Genomic DNA, 20552 nt, shown 5'->3' with positions numbered 1-20552 from the left:
CAGGCCCAAAGACCAGGCAAAACGCCATTGATGGCCCTCAGCCATACAGCCGTGAGCGAGGCATAAGGCAATGAAAACACCTGCCGTGATTCACCCGAACCGGTATGTATTCCAGCTCTCTTCCGTCACCGCGCTGATGCTCAGCCTTGGGCTGATCACGGCCATGGCGAGCCCGCTGGACGACAACAGCCCGCCACCGCCGACGGACCCCTCGGCCTACACCGACCAGCCGGACGACCCGACCCCGGCCTTGCTCAACCTGAGCACCTTGCCAGAAGCCAACGAAGGCTCGCTGGAGCTGACCGATGGCGTGTACGGCAACCGCGATACGGTGCGTACCGACAACGTGCTGCCACCCGCCTTGCAAACCTCGGACAGGTACCCCACCAACGGCAAGCCCAGCCCGTTGTTCGGTGCGCAACCCTTCACCCAGCAACTGCTGCTTTTCGAAGAGTTCGGCCCGGAAAAACTCGACCCGACACTGCCGCCGCCAGACCTGACCTTCCCGGTGCCCACCTTGGGCGCGGCCCCGGCTCAAGACCCCAACGTAGTGGCCCGCAGCGGCCCCAGTGGCACAGCACTGGAAGCTTTCCTCAAGCAACCGGGCCTGTACCCGTTCCCGACCCAGTTCTCCAACGTGCTTGATCGAAACCCGTGGAAAGCACAGATCGAGATGTTCCTCAACCGCCACCCGGTCGGTTCGCCCGCCGAAGGCCGTCCACCAGGAAAAGGCTGGTCGCACCAGCGCTGGAACGAGTTTTATCCGCAGGCGGCATTCAAGACCGCGCAGGCTGGCGCGCGCATCAACCTTGGCCTGCGCGATCGCAGGCAAATGCACAACTACACAGTCGGGGAATTCGCCCCAGGTGGCCTGTACTACCAGACCTCCGATATCCCGACCACGCTGGGCACCACCAAGGGCATCGATACCCGCTTCCACCCGAACTTCCCGCTGCAGAACCACAAGTCGCTGTGGACCTTCGACGGCACCTTCCCGCCCAAGCTGCTGATGGTGCGCTACGGCCAGCCGATCCTGATGCGCCACTACAATGCCCTGCCGATCGACCCGTCGGCCAACGGCGGTTTTGGCCTGCACACCATCTCGACCCACGAGCACAACGGCCATTCCCCGGCCGAAAGCGATGGTTTCGCCAACGCCTACTTCTTCCCCGGCCAGTACTACGACTACCGTTGGCCGGTGCAACTGGCCGGCTACGACACCATCAACACCCGTGCCCAGGACCCGCGTGCGGCCTTCCCCTGCTCGCCGGGCGAAACCCTGTTCGTCAACGACGGCACACCGGGCCTGAAAACCTGCCAGAACGGCAGCATCAAGATTCGCGGCGACTGGCGTGAAACCATGAGCACCCACTGGTTCCACGACCACATGATGGATTTCACGGCGCAGAACGTCTACAAAGGCAACGCCGTGATGATGAACTACTACAGCGCCCTGGACCGTGGCAACGAAGCCCTGCAGGACGGCGTCAACCTGCGCTTCCCCAGCGGTTCGGGCATGCCGTGGGGTAACCGTGACTACGACGTCAACCTGGTGATAGCCGACAAGGCCTGGGATGCCAACGGCCAACTGTGGTTCAACCCGTTCAACACCGACGGCTTCCTGGGTGATCAGATCCTGGTCAACTGGCAGTACCAGCCCAAACTCAAGGTGCGTGCACGCAGCTACCGCTTCCGTATCCTCAACGGCTCGGTGTCGCGCTACTTCAAGTTTGCCGTGGTGCGGGAAATTGCCGGCACCAGTGGCGAGTTCAAAGGCCCTTCCGGCTCCAACGTATCGTATGCCCGAGTGCCGTTCCACATGATCGCCAACGACGGCAACATCATGGAGCACGCCGTGCCGTTCGACGGCACCCTGGACCTCAACGGTGACGGCAACCTGCAGGACAACAACGGCATTCTGCCGCTGCAAGGCATCGCCGAGCGCTACGACATCATCATCAACTTCGCCAAGAACGGCATCAAGGCGGGCGACAAGCTGTACTTCGTCAACCTGGAAGAGCACCGCACGGGCAAGGGCCCGGAAGGCACCATTTCGCTGGCCGACGTACTGTCGGAAAAATACAAGGCGGTGATCAAGCAGACCAGCAAAGGCCCACAGTGGGATAAAGGCGACCCAGCGGTCGGCAAGTTCCTGCAACTGTTGGTGCAGCCATACACCGGCCAGGACCTGAGCATGGACCCGGTGGCCTACGAGCCAGCCAAACCAGGCAAAGCCGCAGGCCTGAAAATGCTGCCGCTGCCCATTGATCGCAACTCGGCTACCGACCTGGCCAAGATCAAGGATGCCCGCCACCGTGAGTTCATCTTTGGCCGCTCCGATGGCACCGACACCACCCCCTGGACCATCAAGACCGACGGTGGCTTTGGCTACAGCATGGACCCACGGCGTATCAGTGCGGCACCGCAACTGGCCAACCAGTCCACCGACGGCGGCTTCAGTGGCGACGGCACCCTGGAAGTGTGGAAGATCAAGAACGGCGGTAATGGCTGGAGCCACCCGGTACACGTGCACTTCGAGGAAGGCGTGATTCTTAGCCGTGACGGCAAGGCCCCGCCAGAATGGGAAAAATGGGCACGCAAGGACGTATACCGTATCGGGCCGGATGCCGATTCTTCGGAAGAGGTGGAAATGGCCATCCGCTTCCGCGAATTCGCCGGTACCTACATGGAGCACTGCCACAACACCCAGCATGAAGACTCGTCGATGCTATTGCGCTGGGACATTGAACACCCAGGGCAGTTCCAGGTGATGCCGACACCGCTGCCAGGGTGGGATGGCGTGCAATACATGGCGTCGGTTGGCCTGCCGACCTTCCGCACCAAAGGCCATGACGACAACGACGACCCGGCCAACAAACCACCTGTGGCGGCTAACGACAGTGCTGCAACGACCGCTGGCAAACCGATCACCCTGAACGTGCTGGCCAATGACACCGACCCGGACGGCAACGTACCGCTGACCGTGACCGGCCTCAGCCAACCGGACTCTGGCCAGGGCACCGTCAGCACGGATGGCACCACGGTGACCTATACCCCACCGGCCACGGTCGAGACGCCGTTCACTGCCAGCTTCAATTACACCGCGCGTGATGCCAAGGGTGCCGAGTCGGTAACCCCGGCCACCGTCAGCATTGCCGTGAGCCCGGCAGCCGCGGTCGACCAGGTCCAGGTCACCAGTGCCACGGTGCAGGTGCGCAGTGGCAACCGCTACACCTGGGACGTGGCGGGCACGACGTCGGTGGCGACCGGCAACAGCATCAGTGTGACTGCAGCGTCTACCAGCGGCCCGCTGAATCTGGGCAATGCCACGCTGACGGTCGCCACCTCCGGTGCTCGCTGGAAACTGTCGGTGACCACCACCGGCACGGGCCCGGCAACGCCGGCAACGGTGACCGTGAAATCGGCCCTGGGGCAAAGTGTGACGGTGCCGATCAGCATCAAGTAACCGACGCGTGAAACGGGGCCGCTGTGCGGCCCCACTTCAACCAAGCAACGAGGATCGCATCATGCACGGCTCATGGCGTTTCCTGCTGGTACTCGCGCTGTTCGCCGCCAGCATTCCATTTTGGCCACTGCAGCCGCCACAACCGGTAGCTGAAGAAGCCGCCACGCCCTGGGGTGCCAGCTATTTCCCCAACATACCCCTGCTGACCCAGGACGGCGAAAAAGTGCATTTCTTCGACGACCTGATCAAGGACAAGGTGGTCGCCATCAACTTCATCTTCACCGGCTGTTCCGATTCCTGCCCGGTGGAAACCGCCCGCCTGCGGCAGGTACAGAAAATCCTCGGTGACCGTGTCGGCAAGGATATCTTCCTCTATTCCATCAGCATCGACCCCTACAACGACACCCCCGCCACCCTCAAACGCTATGCCGAAAAGTTCGGCATAGGCCCTGGCTGGACGCTGCTGACCGGCGAACCCGACGATATCGAGCAACTGCGCCGCAGCCTGGGGCTGTGGATCGATGGCCTGGAAAACGGCCGCTCCAAAGACCACAACCTGAGCTTGATCATCGGTAACCAGGCCACTGGCCGCTGGATGAAGGCTTCGCCCTTCGAAAGCCCGTATATCCTCGCCGACCGTCTGGGCAACAGCCTGCACAACTGGAAGCAGGCCAGCGCCCTGGCCAATGACTATGCCCAGGCCCCGCAGGTGCGTCCGCCCAGCAGTGGCGAGCAGATCTTCCGCACCCGCTGCTCGTCCTGCCACACCTTGGGCAACATCGAGCCAGGCCAGCCAGGCATCGGCCCCGACCTGCTGGGCGTGACGCGTCAGCGCGACGCCAACTGGCTGACCCGCTGGCTGAAGGAGCCCGACCAGATGCTGGCCGAGAAAGACCCGCTGGCCATGCTGCTGTATGAGCAATACAACCGCTTGGCCATGCCCAACATGCGCCTCGGCGATGCCGAAGTCAGCGCATTGATGAGCTACATCGAAGAAGAAACCGCACGTCTGCAGACACCCGTGGCGAATAGGGAAAACCCCTAAAGGCGATTGGCCATCAGTCATTAGGTTGTCATCTTACTGTCGTATTTTCCGAACATCACCCAGGGTCGGGAACTATCAGCAGTGATACGCCGTTCGCTTTCCTCTTCCAGCCTTTTGCGGCTGCTGATCCTGATGCTCTGTGCAGCGACCCTGGCCTTTCTCTGGGGGTTGCACGTTACGCAGAAAGCCGCCGCCCGCCAGGATGCGTTGTCGGCCAAGGCCGCCGAACACCTGAACCTGGCCAGTATTGTCGGCGAAAGCCTGCGCCAGCTGGTTGACCGTGCCCAAGCGGTGGGCCGGGTTACCCAGGACGACATGAAAGTGCTGCGTCAAGGTAACTTCAGCCTGGCGCGTATCCTGGCTGAAGACCCGGTGTTCAAGCGCATGAGCCTGTACGATCGGCAAGGCCGGCTGCTGTCGGCCAGCCATGCCGACGAGGTCGCCGAGTTACCTGCCGATTGGTTGCGCCAGTTGCGGCGCCATGCAGGTCGCTACGGTTTCAAACCCTTCCTGCCAAGCATTCAGCCCCCCGGCCAACCCACCGCCCTGCCCACTTGGCGCTTGCCCTTTCTGCTGCCGCTGACCGACCCGGCCGGCCGAGAAATCGACAACATCCTGGTCGTGCAACTGGATATTGGCTACCTGGCAGTGCTGTTCCAGCATATCGACCTGGGCAGCAGCGGCCTGGTGCGCCTGCTGCAGGAAGACGGCCTGGAGCGGCTGCGCATCGATACCAGCGGCGTGGTGGTGGCTGGCGATTCATTGCAGCCCGAGCTGCCTGGCACTGACACTGAAGCGGGCATGATGACCCAGTACGTGGCGGGCGACGCTTACCAAAGCCTGTACCGCCATGTACCTGAGCGCGGCTTCAGTGTGGTGGTCAGCCAGCGCCAGGATGAAATCCTCGCCCCCTCGGCGCTGGCCTATTCCCGGCAGTTCTGGTTGAACCTGAGCATGACACTGATGATTCTTGCCAGCCTGCTATGGACCTTGCGCCTGCTGCGTAAACGCCAGGAGGCATTCGATGCGCTGGAACATGCCCAGCAGGTCAACCAGCAACTGATCGGGCGCCTCGAGGACGAACACCGGCGCAGCAGCCATGCCGCCGCCACCGACCACCTGAGTGGCCTGCACAACCGCCGCCAGTTCGTCGAGGTGGCCGGCCAGGCGCTGACGCGACAGCGTGGCAAGCGCCGGCTGATGGCGATCCTGTTCATCGACATGGACCGCTTCAAGTCGATCAACGATTCGCTGGGGCACAAGATTGGCGACCTGCTGCTACAAGCTGTGGCCGGGCGCATTCAGCGGCTGCTGGAACCCGGTGACGAGGCTTCGCGCTTTGGCGGCGACGAATTCGTAGTGCTGTTGGCCGGCGAGCGCAGCGAAGAGCAGATCAACGCCTGGGTTCGCGAACTGGTACAAAAACTGTCAGCCACTTACGCCCTGGATGGTCAGGAGGTCAACACCAGCCCAAGCGTTGGGGTGAGCATTTGCCCGCGCGATGGCCAGGATATCGACAGCCTTATCCGCAGCGCCGACGCCGCGATGTATTCGGCCAAGCAGGCCGGGCGTGCGCAATACCGCTTCTTCGACCCTTCGCTGAACCTGGCCGACATCCAGGCCTTCACCCTCGAGCAGGCATTCGGCAGTGCCCTGGCCGAACGCCAGTTCGTGCTGCACTACCAGCCACAGATTCGCCTCGACACCCAGCAGGTACTGGGCTACGAAGCGCTGGTGCGCTGGGACCACCCAGAGTTCGGCTTGCTGTACCCGGACCGCTTCATCGACCTGGCCGAGCGCAGTGGTTTCATCGTCGAACTGGGCTGGGAGGTGCTGCGCCTGGCCTGTGAAGCGTTGTCGAGCTGGGATGCCCAGGGCCGGGAAACTCGGCTGGCAGTCAATGTATCCGCGCTGCAGTTGCGCCAAGGCGACTTCGCTGCCCGCCTGCTGAGCCAATTGCAGCATCACGGCATCGCGCCGCAGCAGTTGGAGCTGGAAATTACCGAAACCACCATCCTCGACCCCGAAGGCACGGCGGTGACCCATCTGCACACCCTGCGCGGTGCGGGCCTGGGCATCAGCCTGGACGATTTCGGCCGCGGTTACGCCGGTTTTGCCCACCTGCACTCGCTGCCGCTAAGCAAGCTGAAGATCGATCGGTCGCTGATTGCGGCACTGTCCAACAGCCATGACGACAGCCCTATCGTGTCCTCCACCATCATCCTGGCCAAACGCCTGGGCCTGGAAGTGGTGGCCGAGGGTGTCGAAACCCGTGAGCAGGTGGTGTACCTGAAGCTTGCCGGCTGCGATATCGCCCAGGGCTATCACTTCAGCCGACCGCTGTCGCCGGCACAGTTATGCGATTACCCGCCCTTCAACGGCGTCGAGGACAAGGCATGCGTGTACTGAAAACACTGGTATGCCTGATGGCGCTCAACCTGTCAGCCAATGTCGCGTTGGCCGATTGCACCCCGCACAGCCTGCGCCTGGCCGTTATCCCGATCAAAAGCGCCGAAGACATGACCCGTGAGCACCAGCCACTGTTGCAACGCCTGAGTCAGGCGGCTGGGGTGCCGGTGGAGCTGGTGATCGCGGCCTCCTACGAAAGCGTGGTGGATGCCATTGTGTCGGGGGGCGCGGACATCGCCCGGCTCGGCCCGGCTTCGTATGTGCTGGCACACCGTCGCGACCCGCGTATCGAGCCGTTTGCCACCTTTACCTTGAGTGCCGGCCCGTACACCCCGGCGGGCAACCATTACCAAGCACTGCTGTTGACCCGTGACGACACGCCAGAAGACATCGAGGCCCTACGGGGCAAGCGTGTGGCCCTGACCGACCCGGCTAGCACTTCGGGCAGCCTGGTGCCCAGCGTCGAATTCGCCGCCCGGGTAGGCATGCCCTTGTCGCGGTTCTTTGGCGCATTGGTGTATGCCGGTAATCACGACAAGGCATTGGAAGCCCTGCTGGAGGGCCGAGTGGATGCGGCGTTCGTTGCCAGCGAGCGCACCGATGCCTACCTGGCCCGGCACGCCATGGCGCCGACACGGATCAAGGCACTGTGGCGCTCGCGGCCGATCTACTACGACCCATACGTGTTCAGTGCCAGCCTGTGCCCGGCGCTGAGGGCGCGTATTCGCCACGCCATGCTCGAAGACCCGCAGGCCCTGGCGGCGTTCGTGCAATCGCAGGATGCCAGTGGGCTGGTGCCAGTCAGCCAAGCCGAATATGCGCCGCTGCAGCGGATGATGGATGCCGCGCTGCCGCGCTGACCCTGGCATGCAATATCCCTTGATACGCGTTATGGTGTGCTCCATTACCCATCGACACCCGCACCATGACCGATATCGAGCGCTACCTTCGCGCCGCCACCCGTGACAACACCCGGCGCAGCTACCAGGCCGCCATCGAGCACTTCGAAAGCCACTGGGGCGGTTTTCTCCCGGCCACCGCCGAGAGCATCGCCCGCTACCTGGTTGACCACGCCGACCAGCATGCGGTCAGCACCCTGCGCCAACGCCTGGCCGCGCTCAGCCAATGGCACGTCGCCCAAGGCTTCCCCGACCCAACCAAGGCGCCGCTGGTGCGTCAGGTGCTGCGCGGCATCCGCACCCTGCACCCGACACCCCCCAAACAGGCTGCCCCGCTGTTGCTGCAACATTTGCAAACCGCCGTGACGTGTTTTGAAGAAGAAGCCCGCCAGGCCCGTGAACACCACGACCTGGCCGCCCTGCGCCGGGCACGTCGTGACAGCGCGTTGCTGTTGCTGGGGTTCTGGCGCGGTTTTCGCGGTGATGAACTGGCACGCCTGCGCATCGAGCACATCCAGGCCGAGGCCGGTGTCGGCATCACGCTGTTCCTGCCACGCAGCAAGGGCGACCGCGAAGCCTTGGGTGTGCAACATCGTACCCCTGCCCTCAAAGCCTTGTGCCCGGTCACGGCCTACCTGCAATGGCTGGAAGTCGCCGGCATTGCCCATGGGCCGGTGTTTCGCAAGCTCGACCGCTGGGGCAACCTTGGCGACAGCGCGCTCAACAGCAACAGCCTGGTCGGCCTGCTGCGGCGCATGCTGGAGCGTGCCGGGGTACCGGCGGCGCTGTATACCGGCCACTCGCTGCGGCGTGGCTTCGCCACTTGGGCAACCGCCAATGGCTGGGAATTGAAGTCGTTGATGAGCTACGTGGGCTGGAAAGACGCCAAGTCGGCGCTGCGCTACATCGACGCGGCGCAGCGCTTTGGCGAACTGGCCGTGCTACCGACCAGTCAGGCGCAACGGCTTATTCCTTGAAGCTGTGCCGGGCCACGCCGCCCGTTTCCGGGCGTATGGCATACAGGTCGCCAGCATCGGGATAGTGGTGCAGGTCTTCGGGGCTCATGTCGAAGCGCGCGGTGCTGATGTACAAGGTGTTCATCCCCGGGCCGCCAAAGCAGCAACTGGTGGGGCACGGCACCGGCATCAACACCTGGTCGGTCAGGTGGCCGTGACGATCGTAGTGCAGCAGGCAACTGCCATGGTACTGGCACACCCACAACCCACCGTCGCGGTCCAGCGCCAAGCCATCCGGCCGCCCCAGTTCGGCGGGCGTTTCGGCAAACAGCGTAACCTCGCCCAGCCGGCCCTCGACGAGGTACTCGGCACGGTAGATCGCACGCGCCGCCGAATCGACGAAGTACACCGTGTGGCCATCCTGCGACCAGGCAATGCCAGTGGGCAACGCTATGTCGTCGTGGATCACCTGGTCGCTCAACTGCCCGTCGAAGCGGAACAATGCCCCGGTATTGCCACTGTAGGCATCGTCCATCAACCCGGTCACGAAGCGGCCTTGCGGGTCGCAGGCACCGTCGTTGAAACGGTAGGTCGAGCGTGGATGGACCGATGCCGAATGCTGACACACCTTGCGTGATGGCACATCGAAGATGGCCACGCTGGCATCTTCGGTGAAGATCAGGTTACCCCGGTCGGTCAGTGCCAGGGCGCCAATGCGGGCGGCTGATTCGTAAAGGCTCTCGACTTCACCATCGGGCGTCAGGCAGTTGATGCGCCCGCCAGAAATATCGACGAAGTACAACACGCCGCTGCGCTCATCCCAGACCAGGCTTTCACCCAAGTCCGCGCGCGTGTTGGCGACTTTGACTGGCACGTAGTTGCATTCCTTGATGCGGTTCCAGCGCTCGGCCACCTGCGCCAGGTCGCTGGCCTGCACACGGCCCAGGTCTCGGGGGTAGCTGACGCCGCTGTTTTCGTTGAAACGTGTGGCGGTGAACTGGCCGTTGCTGGCGCGCAAGATGTAACCCGTGTCATGGCACAGCGCACTGGCCAGGTACAGCACGCCCGGCGTCACCCACTCGGGTTTCAGCTCTTCTGGCGGTTGGCTGATGCCCCACATGCGGGTCTTGGCCACCGGTGAAATGGCATTGACCAGGATGCCGTGCTCCTGGCCCTCCATGCTCAGGGCGTTCATGATACCGACCTGGGCCATCTTGCCAGCGGCATAGGCCACCAGGCCAGGCTGGGCATAGCGTTGGTACATGGCGCGGTCGGAGGTGGTCAGCACTATCCGCGGTGCTGCGGAGCGTTTGAGGTGCGGCCAGGCATGCTTGGCCAGCCACACCGGTGCCTGCACGTTGATGCCCAAGGCGCGCTGCAAGAAGGCGTCGTCCTGGGCCTCGATACGCTGATAGTCGACCCAACCGGCATTGTGGATGAGGATGTCCAGCGCACCGAAATGCGCGACGGCCAGCTCGACCAGTTGCTTGCAGGCGGCCTCGTTTTCCAGCTGCCCTGCGTGCCCAACCACCGCGAAGCCCTTGGCGCGCATGTCCGCCAGTGCGTGCTCGAGCGCCGAGGCGTCCTGCCCTTGCCCCGAACGGTCGGTGCCCAGGTCGCTGATCACTACCCGCACGCCGCGTTCGGCCAACGCCATGGCGTAGGCCAGGCCCAGGCCCTGTGCGGCACCTGTAATGACCGCAACTTTATTGTGGAAAGGGTCTGTAACGGGCATTTCTGGCTACCTTCAATTCTCCTTTTTACGATATCAACAAAAAAATCAATGACTTAATATTAAAAGCATGCAACTTTGATATCTCACAGATATCACCGCCAAATCGCCGTGCTGTTAGGAATGCAGGATGATCGAAACACGTTTGCTGAGGCAGTTCATCGCCGTGGCCGAAGAGCTGCATTTTCACAAGGCCGCCGAGCGCCTGCACATGGCACAACCGCCATTGAGCCAGGCAATCAACCGGCTCGAGGAAAAGCTTGGTTTTGGCCTGTTTCTGCGCAACAAGCGCGGTGTTCGTCTGACGGCGGCAGGTACAGCTTTTCTAGATACGGCTTACCGCACGTTGGCTGAGCTGGAACAGGGGATCGAGTACGCCCGCAATGTGTCCGCGGGGGTCAGCGGCAAGCTGACCATCACAGCCATTTCCATCGCCTATTACGACTCGCTGCTCAGCAGCCTGCGCAGCTTTCGCGAGACCTATCCAAACGTGCAACTGACCATCCGCGAGATGCCATCGGCCTCGCAGGCCAAAGCGTTGCTGGCCGGCGAGGCGGACATCGGCTTCATGCGCAGGTTGCCGCTGCCGGTGGGCACCCTTGAAGCACGGTTGCTGCTTGACGAGCAGATCGTCATGGCCCTGCCCGCAAGCCATCCGAAGGCTCAGCACGAAGAAATCGACCTGCGCGAGTTTGCCGAGGAAGACTTCGTCTTTACCCCGCAAGCACTGGGCGGCGGCTATCACGCGCAGTTGGTTGCCCTGTGCGAGGCGGCGGGTTTCTACCCAAAGGTGGTACAGGAGGCCGCGCAGATCCATACCCTGCTTGGCCTGGTGGCTTGCGGTTTTGGCGTGGCCCTGGTGCCGGAATCGTTTGCCAGTTCAACGCCGCGCGAGCGCGTGCGGTTTCGCCCGATCCGGCCGATCGATGATCAACCGGCCCCAGGCCTTGGGCTGTACATGAAGTGGAGCGCCCAGAACGCTTCGCCGGCGCTGGCCAACTTCATTGCCATGTTCAACACGCAGGCATAAGGCTTTCTAAGCGTGGCCTTGGGTCGCGCTACGCCACAGCCGCCCAATGTCGCAAGCCCGAGCCTGCAACAATTCAGCCGCATTGGCACACGCCTGTTCCAGGCTCATCGGCCCGCTGGCCAGGGCAAATGCAGCATCCACCCCATGGGCATACAACTGCTGATAGCCCTCACCCAAGGTCCCGGCCAGTACCACCACCGGCACGCCATGGCGCTTGGCCACTCGAGCCACCCCCATAGGGGTTTTGCCGCGCAGCGTCTGCGCATCGAAACGGCCTTCGCCGGTTACCACCAGGTCCGCGCCCTGTACCAGCGCATCGAGGCCGGCCAGCTCGGCCACCACCTCCACGCCTGGGCGGAACTGCGCGCCCATGAAGGCCCGCGCAGCGAAACCCATGCCACCTGCGGCGCCGCAACCCGGATAGTCACGTACATCTTCCCCCAGCAGCCGTGCACAATGGTCGGCAAAATGCCCCAGTGCCAGGTCCAGCGCCTGCACCTGCTGCGCGCTGGCACCCTTCTGCGGGCCGAAGATCGCCGATGCCCCGTTGACGCCGCACAGCGGGTTGTCGACGTCTGCGGCCACTTCAAATTGCACCTCGGCCAAGCGCGGATCGAGGTCGCTGGCATCGATACGTGCCAACTTGGCCAGGGCCAGGCCGCCCTCCTCCAGCGCATGGCCGTCGGCATCCAGCAGGCGCAGGCCAAGCGCGCGCAACATGCCACTGCCGGCGTCATTGGTGGCGCTGCCGCCGATGGCCAGCACCACCCGCTGCGCGCCAGCGGCCAGGGCCGCTGCGATCAGCTCGCCGGTGCCCCAGGTGCTGCTGCGGCATGCATCGCGCTGGCCGGTTGGCACCAATTGCAGGCCACTGGCCTGGGCCATCTCGATGATCGCCGTGCGACTTTGTGGCAACCAGCCCCAACCGGCCTCGACGCAGTGCCCCAGTGGCCCGCGCACGGCCTGACGGCGAAGTTCGCCATGGCTGGCAGCAAGGATCGCCTCCATGGTGCCTTCGCCGCCGTCGGCCATCGGGCACTCGACCCGTTCAGCGTCCGGCCACACTTGGCCAAGGCCCGCAGCGATGGCGCGGGCGACACCTGCAGCGTCGAGGCTGTCCTTGAACGAGTCGGGGGCAATGACGATCTTCATGGGGTTTCTCCTGTCCTGATGAGCGGCATGCTGACAGGTGCCCGCTTGGGTCGCCTCGGTCAAATGCACAAAACGCCGGGCAGGTTGTTTGGGCGGATGCCTTCGTGACGCACCCTGCCTGCGCTTCAGTCTGCCGGCAACAGCTGTAGCCCCAGGTACAAGCTAAGCATCCCTTCCATACGCAACGGGTCGACCTCGCCCAGTTCGGCAATTCGCTCCAGGCGGTAGCGCAGGCTGTTGCGGTGAATGCCCAGGGCATCGGCACAGGCCTGGCTCTGGCCGTCATGGGCACACCAGGCGCGTAGGGTGGTGAGCAACTGGCCACTGCCGTCCTTGCTGCGAATACGCTGTAGCGGCTCCAGCAACTCATCCAGTGCGTCATCGTTGCGGTGGCGCCACAGCAGTGCCGGCAGCCGGTAACGCTGCAGGCTAAGCAAGCGTTGGGTGGGCAATACCTCGCGGCCATAGGCCAACAGGTCACGTACCCGGCGGTAACCCCGACGTACCTGCTCCAGGCTCTGAGCAACACTGCCCAGGGCCAGCCGTTCGACCTCCCAGCCATGGCGTTGCAGGCGCTCCAGCAGGCGCAGCTCATCCAGTGCTACTCCTGCCGGGCGGCACCACAACAACGACTGGCGCGCCGGGCTTACGCACCAGCTATCCGGGTATCGGCTCGTCAACCACGCGGCCAGCGCCTCGGCCGTTGACCCCGAGGCAATTTCAAACAGGCACGGCACCCGCGGTAGCTGGGGTTTCAGGCCAAGTTGGCGGGCTTCGTCAAGCAAGCGCGGGGAGTCACCGCTGCCGCCCAGCAACAGCGCCAGCAGGTCGTCACAGCGCTGCCTTCGCCACTGTTGGTCTGCCTGTAGATTGCGCTGGGCCAGCAGCATTTCGGCGGTCATGCGTACCAGTTCGCCATAGGTGCGCACCTGTTGCGGGTCACCGGTCAGGCCCAGCACGCCCATCAGCCGGCCATCGAGCATCAACGGCAGGTTGACCCCCGGCTGCACGCCCTTCAGGCATTTGGCTGCGTCGGTATCCAGCTCGACGATCCGGCCGTTGGCCAACACCAGCTGTGCCCCCTCGTGACGGGTGTTGATGCGTTCCGGTTCGCCACTGCCCAGGATCAGGCCCTGGCTGTCCATGACATTGACGTTGCACGGCAGGATGGCCATCGCCCGGTCAACGATATCCTGCGCCAGGTCATGGTCGAGCTCGAACATTGCGTGGTCCTTTAGGTGTTAGGCTTTTGGGCTCGGGCACAGCAGCTTGGGCCGAGCACTGTGCAAAAGCACAAAGACAGGCTAGCCGCAGTCCCCGAGACTCGTCAGGGCGAGCGCCGGAACAGGCGACGCGGCGAAAACCATAACAACAGAGAACCCGATCATGGCACACAGCCCCGCCCCTGACCAAGGCACGGACACCACCCGCAACGCGCTGTACCGGCGCATCACCCTGCGGCTGATTCCGTTCATTTTCATCTGCTACCTGTTCAACTACCTGGACCGCGTCAACGTCGGCTTTGCCAAGCTGCAGATGCTCGACGCCCTTAAGTTCAGCGAAACGGTGTACGGCCTTGGCGCTGGCATCTTCTTCATCGGCTACGTCTTGTGCGGTTTGCCGAGCAACCTGGCGCTCAACCGCTTTGGCCCACGGCGCTGGATCGCGCTGATGATGATCGCCTGGGGCAGCCTCTCCACCTGCCTGCTGTTCGTCACCACCCCAACCGAGTTCTACACCCTGCGCCTGCTCACCGGTGCCGCCGAAGCCGGCTTCTTCCCGGGTGTGGTGCTGTACCTCTCGCGCTGGTTCCCGGCGGCCCGACGCGGGCGCATCATGGCCCTGTTCATGTCGGCGATCCCGGTGTCGGGCCTGCTCGGCGGGCCGTTCTCCGGCTGGATTCTCGAGCACTTCGCCGCCGGCCAGCACGGCCTGGCCGGCTGGCAGTGGATGTTCCTGATCCAGGGCTTGCCAACTGTTGCACTGGGCGTACTGGCGGTGTTCCTGCTCAGTGACGGCTACCAGAAAGCCACCTGGCTGAGCCCGAGCGAACGCCAACTGATCGCCGCCGACCTGGAGGCCGATGCCGCCAGCAAGCCGACCACCACCGGTGACAGCGTGCTGGCGGTGTTGACCAACCCGCTGATCTGGACCTTTGGCTTCGTCTACTTCTGTATCCAGAGCGGCGTGTACGCGATCAACTTCTGGCTGCCATCGATCATCAAGGGCATGGGCTTCGACAACCCGCTGCTGATCGGCTGGCTCAGTGCCATCCCGTACCTGCTGGCCGGTGTGTTCATGATCCTTTGCGGGCGCTCGGCAGACCTGCGCAACGAACGCCGCTGGCACCTTGTGGTGCCGATGCTGATGGGTGCCGTCGGCCTGTTGATTGCGGTGAACTTTGCGGCTAACCCCACCATCGCCATTCTTGGCCTGTCGATCGCCACCATGGGCGCGCTAACCGGCCTGCCGATGTTCTGGCCAATGCCAACCGCGTTACTCAGTGCCGGTGCAGCGGTCGCGGGCCTGGCGTTGATCAACTCGGTGGGCCAGATGGCCGGCTTCCTCAGCCCTTACCTGGTGGGCTTCATCAAGGACCAGACCGGCTCCACCGACGCCGCGCTGTATTCGCTGGCGGCGCTGATCGTGCTGGGTAGCCTGGTGGCCTTGCGCGTTACCCGCGCGGGTGCGTTGAATACTGCACGGGCCAATTGAGGCATTGGCGGGTAAACCCGGCCCCACAGGGATACCACAACCTCAAAGACTGAGGTGATCCTGTGGGGTTGGGCCTACCCGCGACGAGGCCCGCCCAGGCCGGATTGTCCACCGATCGTCAGCTCAACGCATTTCCTCCTCATCCCAGGCGTCAAATGGTTCCAAAGGCCCCTTTGGAGTAGCCCCATGACCCAGCACGCCGTGGCCCGCCTGGCCCAGCTCGACGAACACCGCCCCCTGCGCGTACAGGCCGGCAACGAAGAACTCATCCTCATCCGCCAGGGCGATCAGGTGCATGCCTACCAGGGCAATTGCCCCCATGCAGGTGCCCCTCTGGATGAAGGCGTGGTTTGCGGCGGTCTGCTGGTCTGCCCCTGGCACAAAGCGGCTTTCGCCGTAGACGACGGGGTTGTTTGTGAACCCCCTGCGCTGGCCGACCTGCGACGCTACAAGGCTTGGGTCAAGGACGATGTAATTTGGGTCGATGACCAACCACTGCCAGTGATCGAGCCGCCCAGGCACAGCGATGCTCGCTGTTTCGTGGTGGTCGGTGCCGGTGCCGCCGGCAGCGCTGCGGTCGCCACCCTGCTGGCCCATGGCTTCGCTGGCCGTCTGGTGTGGGTCGATCAAGAACGCCAGCCAGCCTACGACCGCACGGCCTTGAGCAAATTCGTGATTGCCGGGCAGATGGCGCCCGATGAGGTGCCCGCACTGTTCGAAGCCGACGCCCTGCGCAAGGGCCATCTGGAGCGCAAGCATGGCAAGGTGCGCACACTGAACAGCCAGAAACGCCAACTTACGCTCGCCGATGGCCAGCAGATCGACTATGACGCCTGCCTGCTGGCAACCGGCGCCAAAGCCCTGCGCCCAGACATTGCCGGTGTTGATCTGCCCGGGGTGTTCACCCTTCGCTCTCGGGAGGATGCCGCCCAGTTGCTGGACGCTGCCGAGCCTGGCCAACCCGTGGTGATCGTCGGTGACGGCTTTATCGGCCTCGAAGCCGCCTCGGCATTGCGCAAATATGGCGTACAAGTACACGTGGTCACTCGCCATGAAGCCCCACTGGCCCGGCAGTTGGGTGAACGTATCGGCCGCAGCATCCGTGAGCTGCATGAACGCAAAGGTGTCACTTTCCACGGCCCCACTGACGTTCAACGCATCGAGGGCCAGGGCAGCGTCGAAGCCGTGCAGTTGGCCAACGGTGAACGGCTGCAGACACCCCTGGTGCTGCTGGGGACTGGCGTCAAACCGGCCACTGGCTTCCTTCAAGGTGTGCCGCTGACCGAGGACAAATCCGTGAGAGTCGATGCAGAAATGCGCGCTGCCGATGGGCTGTGGGCTGCAGGTGATATCGCCACCTTTCCGTTCAGTGGCCGGCCAGTGCGTATCGAGCACTGGCGCCTGGCCCAGCAACATGGGGTGATCGCTGCCGCCAACATGCTTGGCGAACAACGCCGCTATGCCGATGTGCCGTTCTTCTGGACTTACCAGCACGGCCGCACCTATGAAGTACTCGGCCATGCCCAGGACTGGAACCGGATCGAGTTCGTCGGTGAGCCCGAGAACGGCGATTTCATTGCCCTGCAGTGTGTGGATGAACGGGTCGAGGCCGTGATCGCCAAGGGTTACTCCGATGCCATGGCGGCGCTGTCGCAACGCATGAAGCGGCCATTGAGCCTGCAGGAGGCATTGCAGCTGATTGGCTGAAGGCCGCCTTTCAATGCGTCCCGGTTGTGTGTAAAACAGGTGGATCAGCCGACTGCAAAAGGACCCCCGCGCATGATCTACCGCCCACTCGGCCACAGTGGCCTGCAGGTTTCCGCCCTTACCCTGGGCAGCATGATGTTCGGCGAGCAGACCAGCACCGAGGACGCCTTGCGCATCATCGACAAGGCCTGGGACCAGGGCATCAATTTCATCGATACCGCCGATGTGTACAACGCTGGGCGCTCGGAAGAAATCGTCGGTGAAGCCGTGGCGCGCCATCGCCACGACTGGATCGTCGCCAGCAAGGTCGGCTTCGGCCCGGCCGACGGCCTGCCCAACCGCAGCGGGCTGTCGCGCAAGCACATCTTCAATGCCCTGGAGGCCACGCTGACCCGCATGGGCATGGATTACCTCGACATTTACTACCTGCACCGCGAAGACCACAAGGTGCCGCTGGAAGAGACCGTGCAGGCCGTTGGCGACTTGCTGCGCCAGGGCAAGATCCGTTACTGGGGCGTGTCCAACTTCCGTGGTTGGCGCATTGCCGAGGTTTGCCACATTGCCGAGCGCCTGGGTATACCCAAGCCGGTGGTCAGCCAGCCGCTGTACAACATCGTCAACCGCCAGGCCGAGCCCGAGCAACTCACCGCCGCAGCGGCCCATGGCCTTGGCGTAGTGCCTTTCAGCCCGCTGGCCCGAGGCGTGCTCAGTGGCAAGTATGCGCCGGGCGCCGTACCGGACGCCGGGAGCCGTGCAGGGCGGCAGGACAAACGCATCATGGAAGTGGAATGGCGCCAGGAGTCGTTGGCCATTGCCCGGCAGATTCAAACGTATGTCGAGGCCAAGGGTGTTGGCATTGTCGAGTTCGCCATTGCCTGGGTGTTGAACAACCAACTGGTGAGCTCTGCGATTGTCGGGCCACGTACCGAAGAGCAGTGGGAGACCTACGGCGGCGCACTGGCGGTGAAGATAACCGCAGAGGATGAAGCCTTCATCGATTCACTGGTGACGCCTGGGCATGCGTCGACACCGGGGTTCAATGATGTGGCCCATTATGTGAGCGGGCGGATGGCGCGTAGCTGAGCCATTGGGGAGCCCAACGCCGGGCTCCCGGTCCCCCCTTTCCCCAATCACCTCGGTATCGTGCGCACCATTGGTTTTTCACCTCTGGAGCTGCAATGAAACTCTTGCAACCGCTGCAAATCGGCCCACTCACCTTGCCCAACCGTGTGTTCATGGCCCCCCTCACCCGGCTGCGCAGCCTGGAACCGGGCGACGTACCCACCGCGCTGATGGCCGAGTACTACCGCCAGCGCGCCAGCGCCGGGTTGATCATCACCGAGGCCACGCAGATCTCCTTCCAGGCCAAGGGCTATTCCGGCTCGCCCGGCATTCACAGCGCCGAACAGATCGCTGCCTGGCAGCACATCAACCAAGGTATTCATGCTGATGGCGGCCACAGCGCCGTTCAGGTGTGGCACACCGGGCGGGTGTCGCACACCTCGCTGCAACCTGGCGGCGAAGCGCCGGTGGCGCCATCGGCGCTGCCGGCCGGTGCGCGTACGACCCTGCGTGACGAGCAAGGCAACCTGATGCGCGTGGAAACCTCGGCGCCACGGGCGCTCGGCGAAGCGGAAATCGCCGAGATCGTTGCCGACTTCGGTCAGGCAGCGGTCAATGCCCGCGCGGCTGGCTTCGATTTCATCGAGTTGCACGCTGCGCACGGTTATCTGTTGCATCAGTTCCTGACGCCAAGCGCCAACCAGCGCGAAGACCGCTACGGCGGCAGTGTCGAAAACCGTGCACGCATCGTGCTTGAAGCGGTGGACGCAGCCATTGCCAGCTGGAGCGCCGAACGTGTGGGTATCCGTGTATTCCCGCTGGGTGGCTTCAATGGCGTGGACAATGGCGAAGACCAGGAAGCCGCTGGTCTGTATCTGATCCGCGAGCTGGCCAAGCGCAACCTTGCCTACCTGCACCTGTCCGAGCCGGACTGGGCTGGCGGCAAGCCGCTGCGTGACGAATTCCGCCAGGCGATACGCGCGGCCTACCCAGGGGTGATCATCGCAGCAGGTGCCTACACCGCCGAGAAAGGTGAAGACCTGATCGCCCGCGGCTTGATCGATGCCGTGGCGTTTGGGCGCAGCTACATTGCCAACCCGGACCTGGTGGAGCGGCTGCGGGTGCAGGCGCCGTTGAATGAGCACAGGGCGCAGTTCGATTATGCCAATGGGGCTGAGGGGTATACGGATTACCCGTTCCTGAAGCAGGCTTGATGCAGTAACGGGAGCTCATGAGGGCTCCCGTTTTTTGTTCCCTGTGCCGACCTCTTCGCGGGTGAACCCGCTCCCACAATGGACCTGTGCAGTACCTGTGGCAGCGGGTTTACCCGCGAATGCTCCAGCGCGATTCAGGCCAGTTCAGCCAGCGCCTGCGCTGCATAGGCATGCGAGCGCTGCCGCGCCAGCGGGTCATGGATGCGGCAGTCGATCATCAGCTCGTCCGCATCGGTCTGCTCGATCAGCGAGCGCAGCCCTTCCCGTACCCGCTGTGGCCCACCGGCCACCGTACAGGCCATGACCTGTTCAAGTACCGCACGCTCATGCTCAGGCAGGCGTTCGACATAGCCCTCCTGCGGTTTGGGCAACAAGCCCAAGCGCCCGACGTGCAGGTCCAGCATCCACTTGCGGTGCGAGCTGGCCAGGTAGTCCGCCTCGGCATCGCTGGCGGCGGCGAACAGGTTCATGCCCACCATCACATAGGGTTTGGCGAGTTGCTCGGAAGGCTGGAAGTTGGCCCGGTAATGGGCAATCGCCTGCAGCAGGTAACGTGGGGCAAAGTGCGAGGCGAAGGCATAGGGCAGGCCCAGCCTGGCCGCCAGGTCGGCGCCAAACAGGCTGGAACCAAGGATCCACACCGGCACATCGTGGCTGCCGGGCACACCACGCACTCGGCGTTTACCATTGTCGGCCAGGTAATCCCGCAGCTCGGCGATGTCCTGGCTGAAATCACGCTCCGGCGCGGCACCGCGCAAGGCGCGCACGGTCGGCCCGGAAGTACCTGGCGCACGGCCCAGGCCCAGGTCGATGCGGCCTGGGTGCAAGGTATCGAGGGTGCCGAACTGCTCGGCCACCACCAACGGTGCATGGTTGGGCAGCATGATGCCACCGGCACCGACACGGATGTGTTGGGTGGCATTGGCAATTTCGTTGATCACCAGCGAAGTGGCAGCCGAGCCGATGCCCGGCATGTCATGGTGTTCGGCGATCCAGTAACGGCTGTAGTGCTGTTGCTCGACATGCCGCGCCAGCTGGCGGGATTCTTCGATCGCGTCGGCGAAGGTCTTGCCTTCGCCGATCATGACCAGATCCAGTACGGACAGTGCAGTCATGGGGTCTCCAGTGGGATTATCAGTGGCTGACAGTTTCTATGCTCCGCCGC

At 63.5% G+C, this 20552-nt stretch carries 14 protein-coding genes and 1 pseudogene; 10 read left to right on the top strand and 5 right to left on the bottom strand.

Annotated elements, in window-relative coordinates; all coding sequences use genetic code 11:
- Positions 1-70: 70 nt before the first annotated feature.
- The 5 genes from APH42_RS15335 (at position 71) to APH42_RS15315 (ending at position 8796) form a co-directional block, all read left to right on the top strand.
- Positions 71-3466: an Ig-like domain-containing protein gene (locus tag APH42_RS15335; RefSeq protein ID WP_012272302.1), complete on the top strand. Its 3396-nt coding sequence runs from the start codon at positions 71-73 to the stop codon at positions 3464-3466.
- Positions 3467-3527: 61 nt separating this feature from the next.
- A complete protein-coding gene (locus tag APH42_RS15330) occupies positions 3528-4511 on the top strand; it encodes an SCO family protein (RefSeq protein WP_060493668.1) in 984 nt (327 codons plus the stop codon).
- Between the two features lie 81 nt (positions 4512-4592).
- Positions 4593-6920, top strand: a complete 2328-nt coding sequence (locus APH42_RS15325) for a bifunctional diguanylate cyclase/phosphodiesterase (RefSeq protein WP_060493667.1) — start codon at positions 4593-4595, stop codon at positions 6918-6920.
- Positions 6908-7780 (top strand): phosphate/phosphite/phosphonate ABC transporter substrate-binding protein, encoded by an 873-nt coding sequence (locus tag APH42_RS15320; protein ID WP_060493666.1) that lies wholly within the window; start codon positions 6908-6910, stop codon positions 7778-7780. Before APH42_RS15325 ends, APH42_RS15320 begins: the two co-directional genes overlap by 13 nt.
- Before the next feature lie 65 nt (positions 7781-7845).
- Positions 7846-8796 carry a site-specific integrase gene (locus APH42_RS15315; protein ID WP_012272306.1) on the top strand — a complete coding sequence of 317 codons (951 nt, stop codon included), beginning with the start codon at positions 7846-7848 and terminating at the stop codon, positions 8794-8796.
- Here the strand turns inward: APH42_RS15315 and APH42_RS30475 are convergent.
- Entirely contained in the window at positions 8786-9895 is a 1110-nt protein-coding gene (locus APH42_RS30475) for an SMP-30/gluconolactonase/LRE family protein (protein ID WP_223296415.1), read from the bottom strand. The genes APH42_RS15315 and APH42_RS30475 overlap by 11 nt on opposite strands.
- A gap of 54 nt (positions 9896-9949) precedes the next feature.
- Positions 9950-10432 (bottom strand): annotated as a pseudogene (locus APH42_RS30470) (SDR family NAD(P)-dependent oxidoreductase); the annotation flags it as partial.
- A 205-nt stretch (positions 10433-10637) separates the two neighbouring features.
- On the opposite strand from APH42_RS30470, the gene APH42_RS15305 reads away from it, so the two are divergent.
- Positions 10638-11537: a LysR family transcriptional regulator gene (locus tag APH42_RS15305; protein WP_012272308.1), complete on the top strand. Its 900-nt coding sequence runs from the start codon at positions 10638-10640 to the stop codon at positions 11535-11537.
- Positions 11538-11543: 6 nt separating this feature from the next.
- Here the strand turns inward: APH42_RS15305 and APH42_RS15300 are convergent, their stop codons facing one another.
- Both APH42_RS15300 and APH42_RS15295 read right to left on the bottom strand, forming a co-directional pair.
- Positions 11544-12689: a glycerate kinase gene (locus APH42_RS15300; RefSeq protein ID WP_060493664.1), complete on the bottom strand. Its 1146-nt coding sequence runs from the start codon at positions 12687-12689 to the stop codon at positions 11544-11546.
- A gap of 125 nt (positions 12690-12814) precedes the next feature.
- A complete protein-coding gene (locus APH42_RS15295) occupies positions 12815-13912 on the bottom strand; it encodes a sugar diacid recognition domain-containing protein (RefSeq protein ID WP_012272310.1) in 1098 nt (365 codons plus the stop codon).
- Positions 13913-14075: 163 nt separating this feature from the next.
- Between APH42_RS15295 and APH42_RS15290 the strand changes: the two genes are divergently transcribed.
- The 4 genes from APH42_RS15290 (at position 14076) to APH42_RS15275 (ending at position 19387) form a co-directional block, all read left to right on the top strand.
- Positions 14076-15404: an MFS transporter gene (locus APH42_RS15290; protein ID WP_012272311.1), complete on the top strand. Its 1329-nt coding sequence runs from the start codon at positions 14076-14078 to the stop codon at positions 15402-15404.
- A gap of 186 nt (positions 15405-15590) precedes the next feature.
- Complete coding sequence (locus APH42_RS15285) at positions 15591-17111, top strand: FAD-dependent oxidoreductase (protein WP_060493663.1); 1521 nt, start codon at positions 15591-15593, stop codon at positions 17109-17111.
- 72 nt (positions 17112-17183) lie between these two features.
- Positions 17184-18194, top strand: a complete 1011-nt coding sequence (locus APH42_RS15280) for an aldo/keto reductase (RefSeq protein ID WP_060493662.1) — start codon at positions 17184-17186, stop codon at positions 18192-18194.
- Positions 18195-18289: 95 nt separating this feature from the next.
- Positions 18290-19387, top strand: a complete 1098-nt coding sequence (locus APH42_RS15275) for an alkene reductase (RefSeq protein WP_060493661.1) — start codon at positions 18290-18292, stop codon at positions 19385-19387.
- Positions 19388-19521: 134 nt separating this feature from the next.
- Here APH42_RS15275 and APH42_RS15270 read toward each other — a convergent pair whose 3' ends face one another.
- Entirely contained in the window at positions 19522-20502 is a 981-nt protein-coding gene (locus APH42_RS15270; protein WP_060493660.1) for an LLM class flavin-dependent oxidoreductase, read from the bottom strand.
- Positions 20503-20552: the final 50 nt, after the last annotated feature.

The sequence above is a fragment of the Pseudomonas sp. NBRC 111140 genome, from assembly GCF_001320885.1.
Lineage (GTDB): Bacteria > Pseudomonadota > Gammaproteobacteria > Pseudomonadales > Pseudomonadaceae > Aquipseudomonas > Aquipseudomonas putida_P.
Note: the sequence above shows the minus strand (reverse complement) of the source record. Positions and strands in the feature narration are given on the sequence as shown.

What these genes read in the sequence shown, in the direction of transcription:
- APH42_RS15335 (WP_012272302.1), top strand. Translation starts at nt 71, where the DNA reads ATGAAAACACCTGCCGTGATTCACCCGAACCGGTATGTATTCCAGCTC.
- APH42_RS15330 (WP_060493668.1), top strand. Translation starts at nt 3,528, where the DNA reads ATGCACGGCTCATGGCGTTTCCTGCTGGTACTCGCGCTGTTCGCCGCC.
- APH42_RS15320 (WP_060493666.1), top strand. Translation starts at nt 6,908, where the DNA reads ATGCGTGTACTGAAAACACTGGTATGCCTGATGGCGCTCAACCTGTCA.
- APH42_RS15315 (WP_012272306.1), top strand. Translation starts at nt 7,846, where the DNA reads ATGACCGATATCGAGCGCTACCTTCGCGCCGCCACCCGTGACAACACC.
- APH42_RS30475 (WP_223296415.1), bottom strand. Translation starts at nt 9,895, where the DNA reads ATGTGGGGCATCAGCCAACCGCCAGAAGAGCTGAAACCCGAGTGGGTG.
- APH42_RS15305 (WP_012272308.1), top strand. Translation starts at nt 10,638, where the DNA reads ATGATCGAAACACGTTTGCTGAGGCAGTTCATCGCCGTGGCCGAAGAG.
- APH42_RS15300 (WP_060493664.1), bottom strand. Translation starts at nt 12,689, where the DNA reads ATGAAGATCGTCATTGCCCCCGACTCGTTCAAGGACAGCCTCGACGCT.
- APH42_RS15295 (WP_012272310.1), bottom strand. Translation starts at nt 13,912, where the DNA reads ATGTTCGAGCTCGACCATGACCTGGCGCAGGATATCGTTGACCGGGCG.
- APH42_RS15290 (WP_012272311.1), top strand. Translation starts at nt 14,076, where the DNA reads ATGGCACACAGCCCCGCCCCTGACCAAGGCACGGACACCACCCGCAAC.
- APH42_RS15285 (WP_060493663.1), top strand. Translation starts at nt 15,591, where the DNA reads ATGACCCAGCACGCCGTGGCCCGCCTGGCCCAGCTCGACGAACACCGC.
- APH42_RS15280 (WP_060493662.1), top strand. Translation starts at nt 17,184, where the DNA reads ATGATCTACCGCCCACTCGGCCACAGTGGCCTGCAGGTTTCCGCCCTT.
- APH42_RS15275 (WP_060493661.1), top strand. Translation starts at nt 18,290, where the DNA reads ATGAAACTCTTGCAACCGCTGCAAATCGGCCCACTCACCTTGCCCAAC.
- APH42_RS15270 (WP_060493660.1), bottom strand. Translation starts at nt 20,502, where the DNA reads ATGACTGCACTGTCCGTACTGGATCTGGTCATGATCGGCGAAGGCAAG.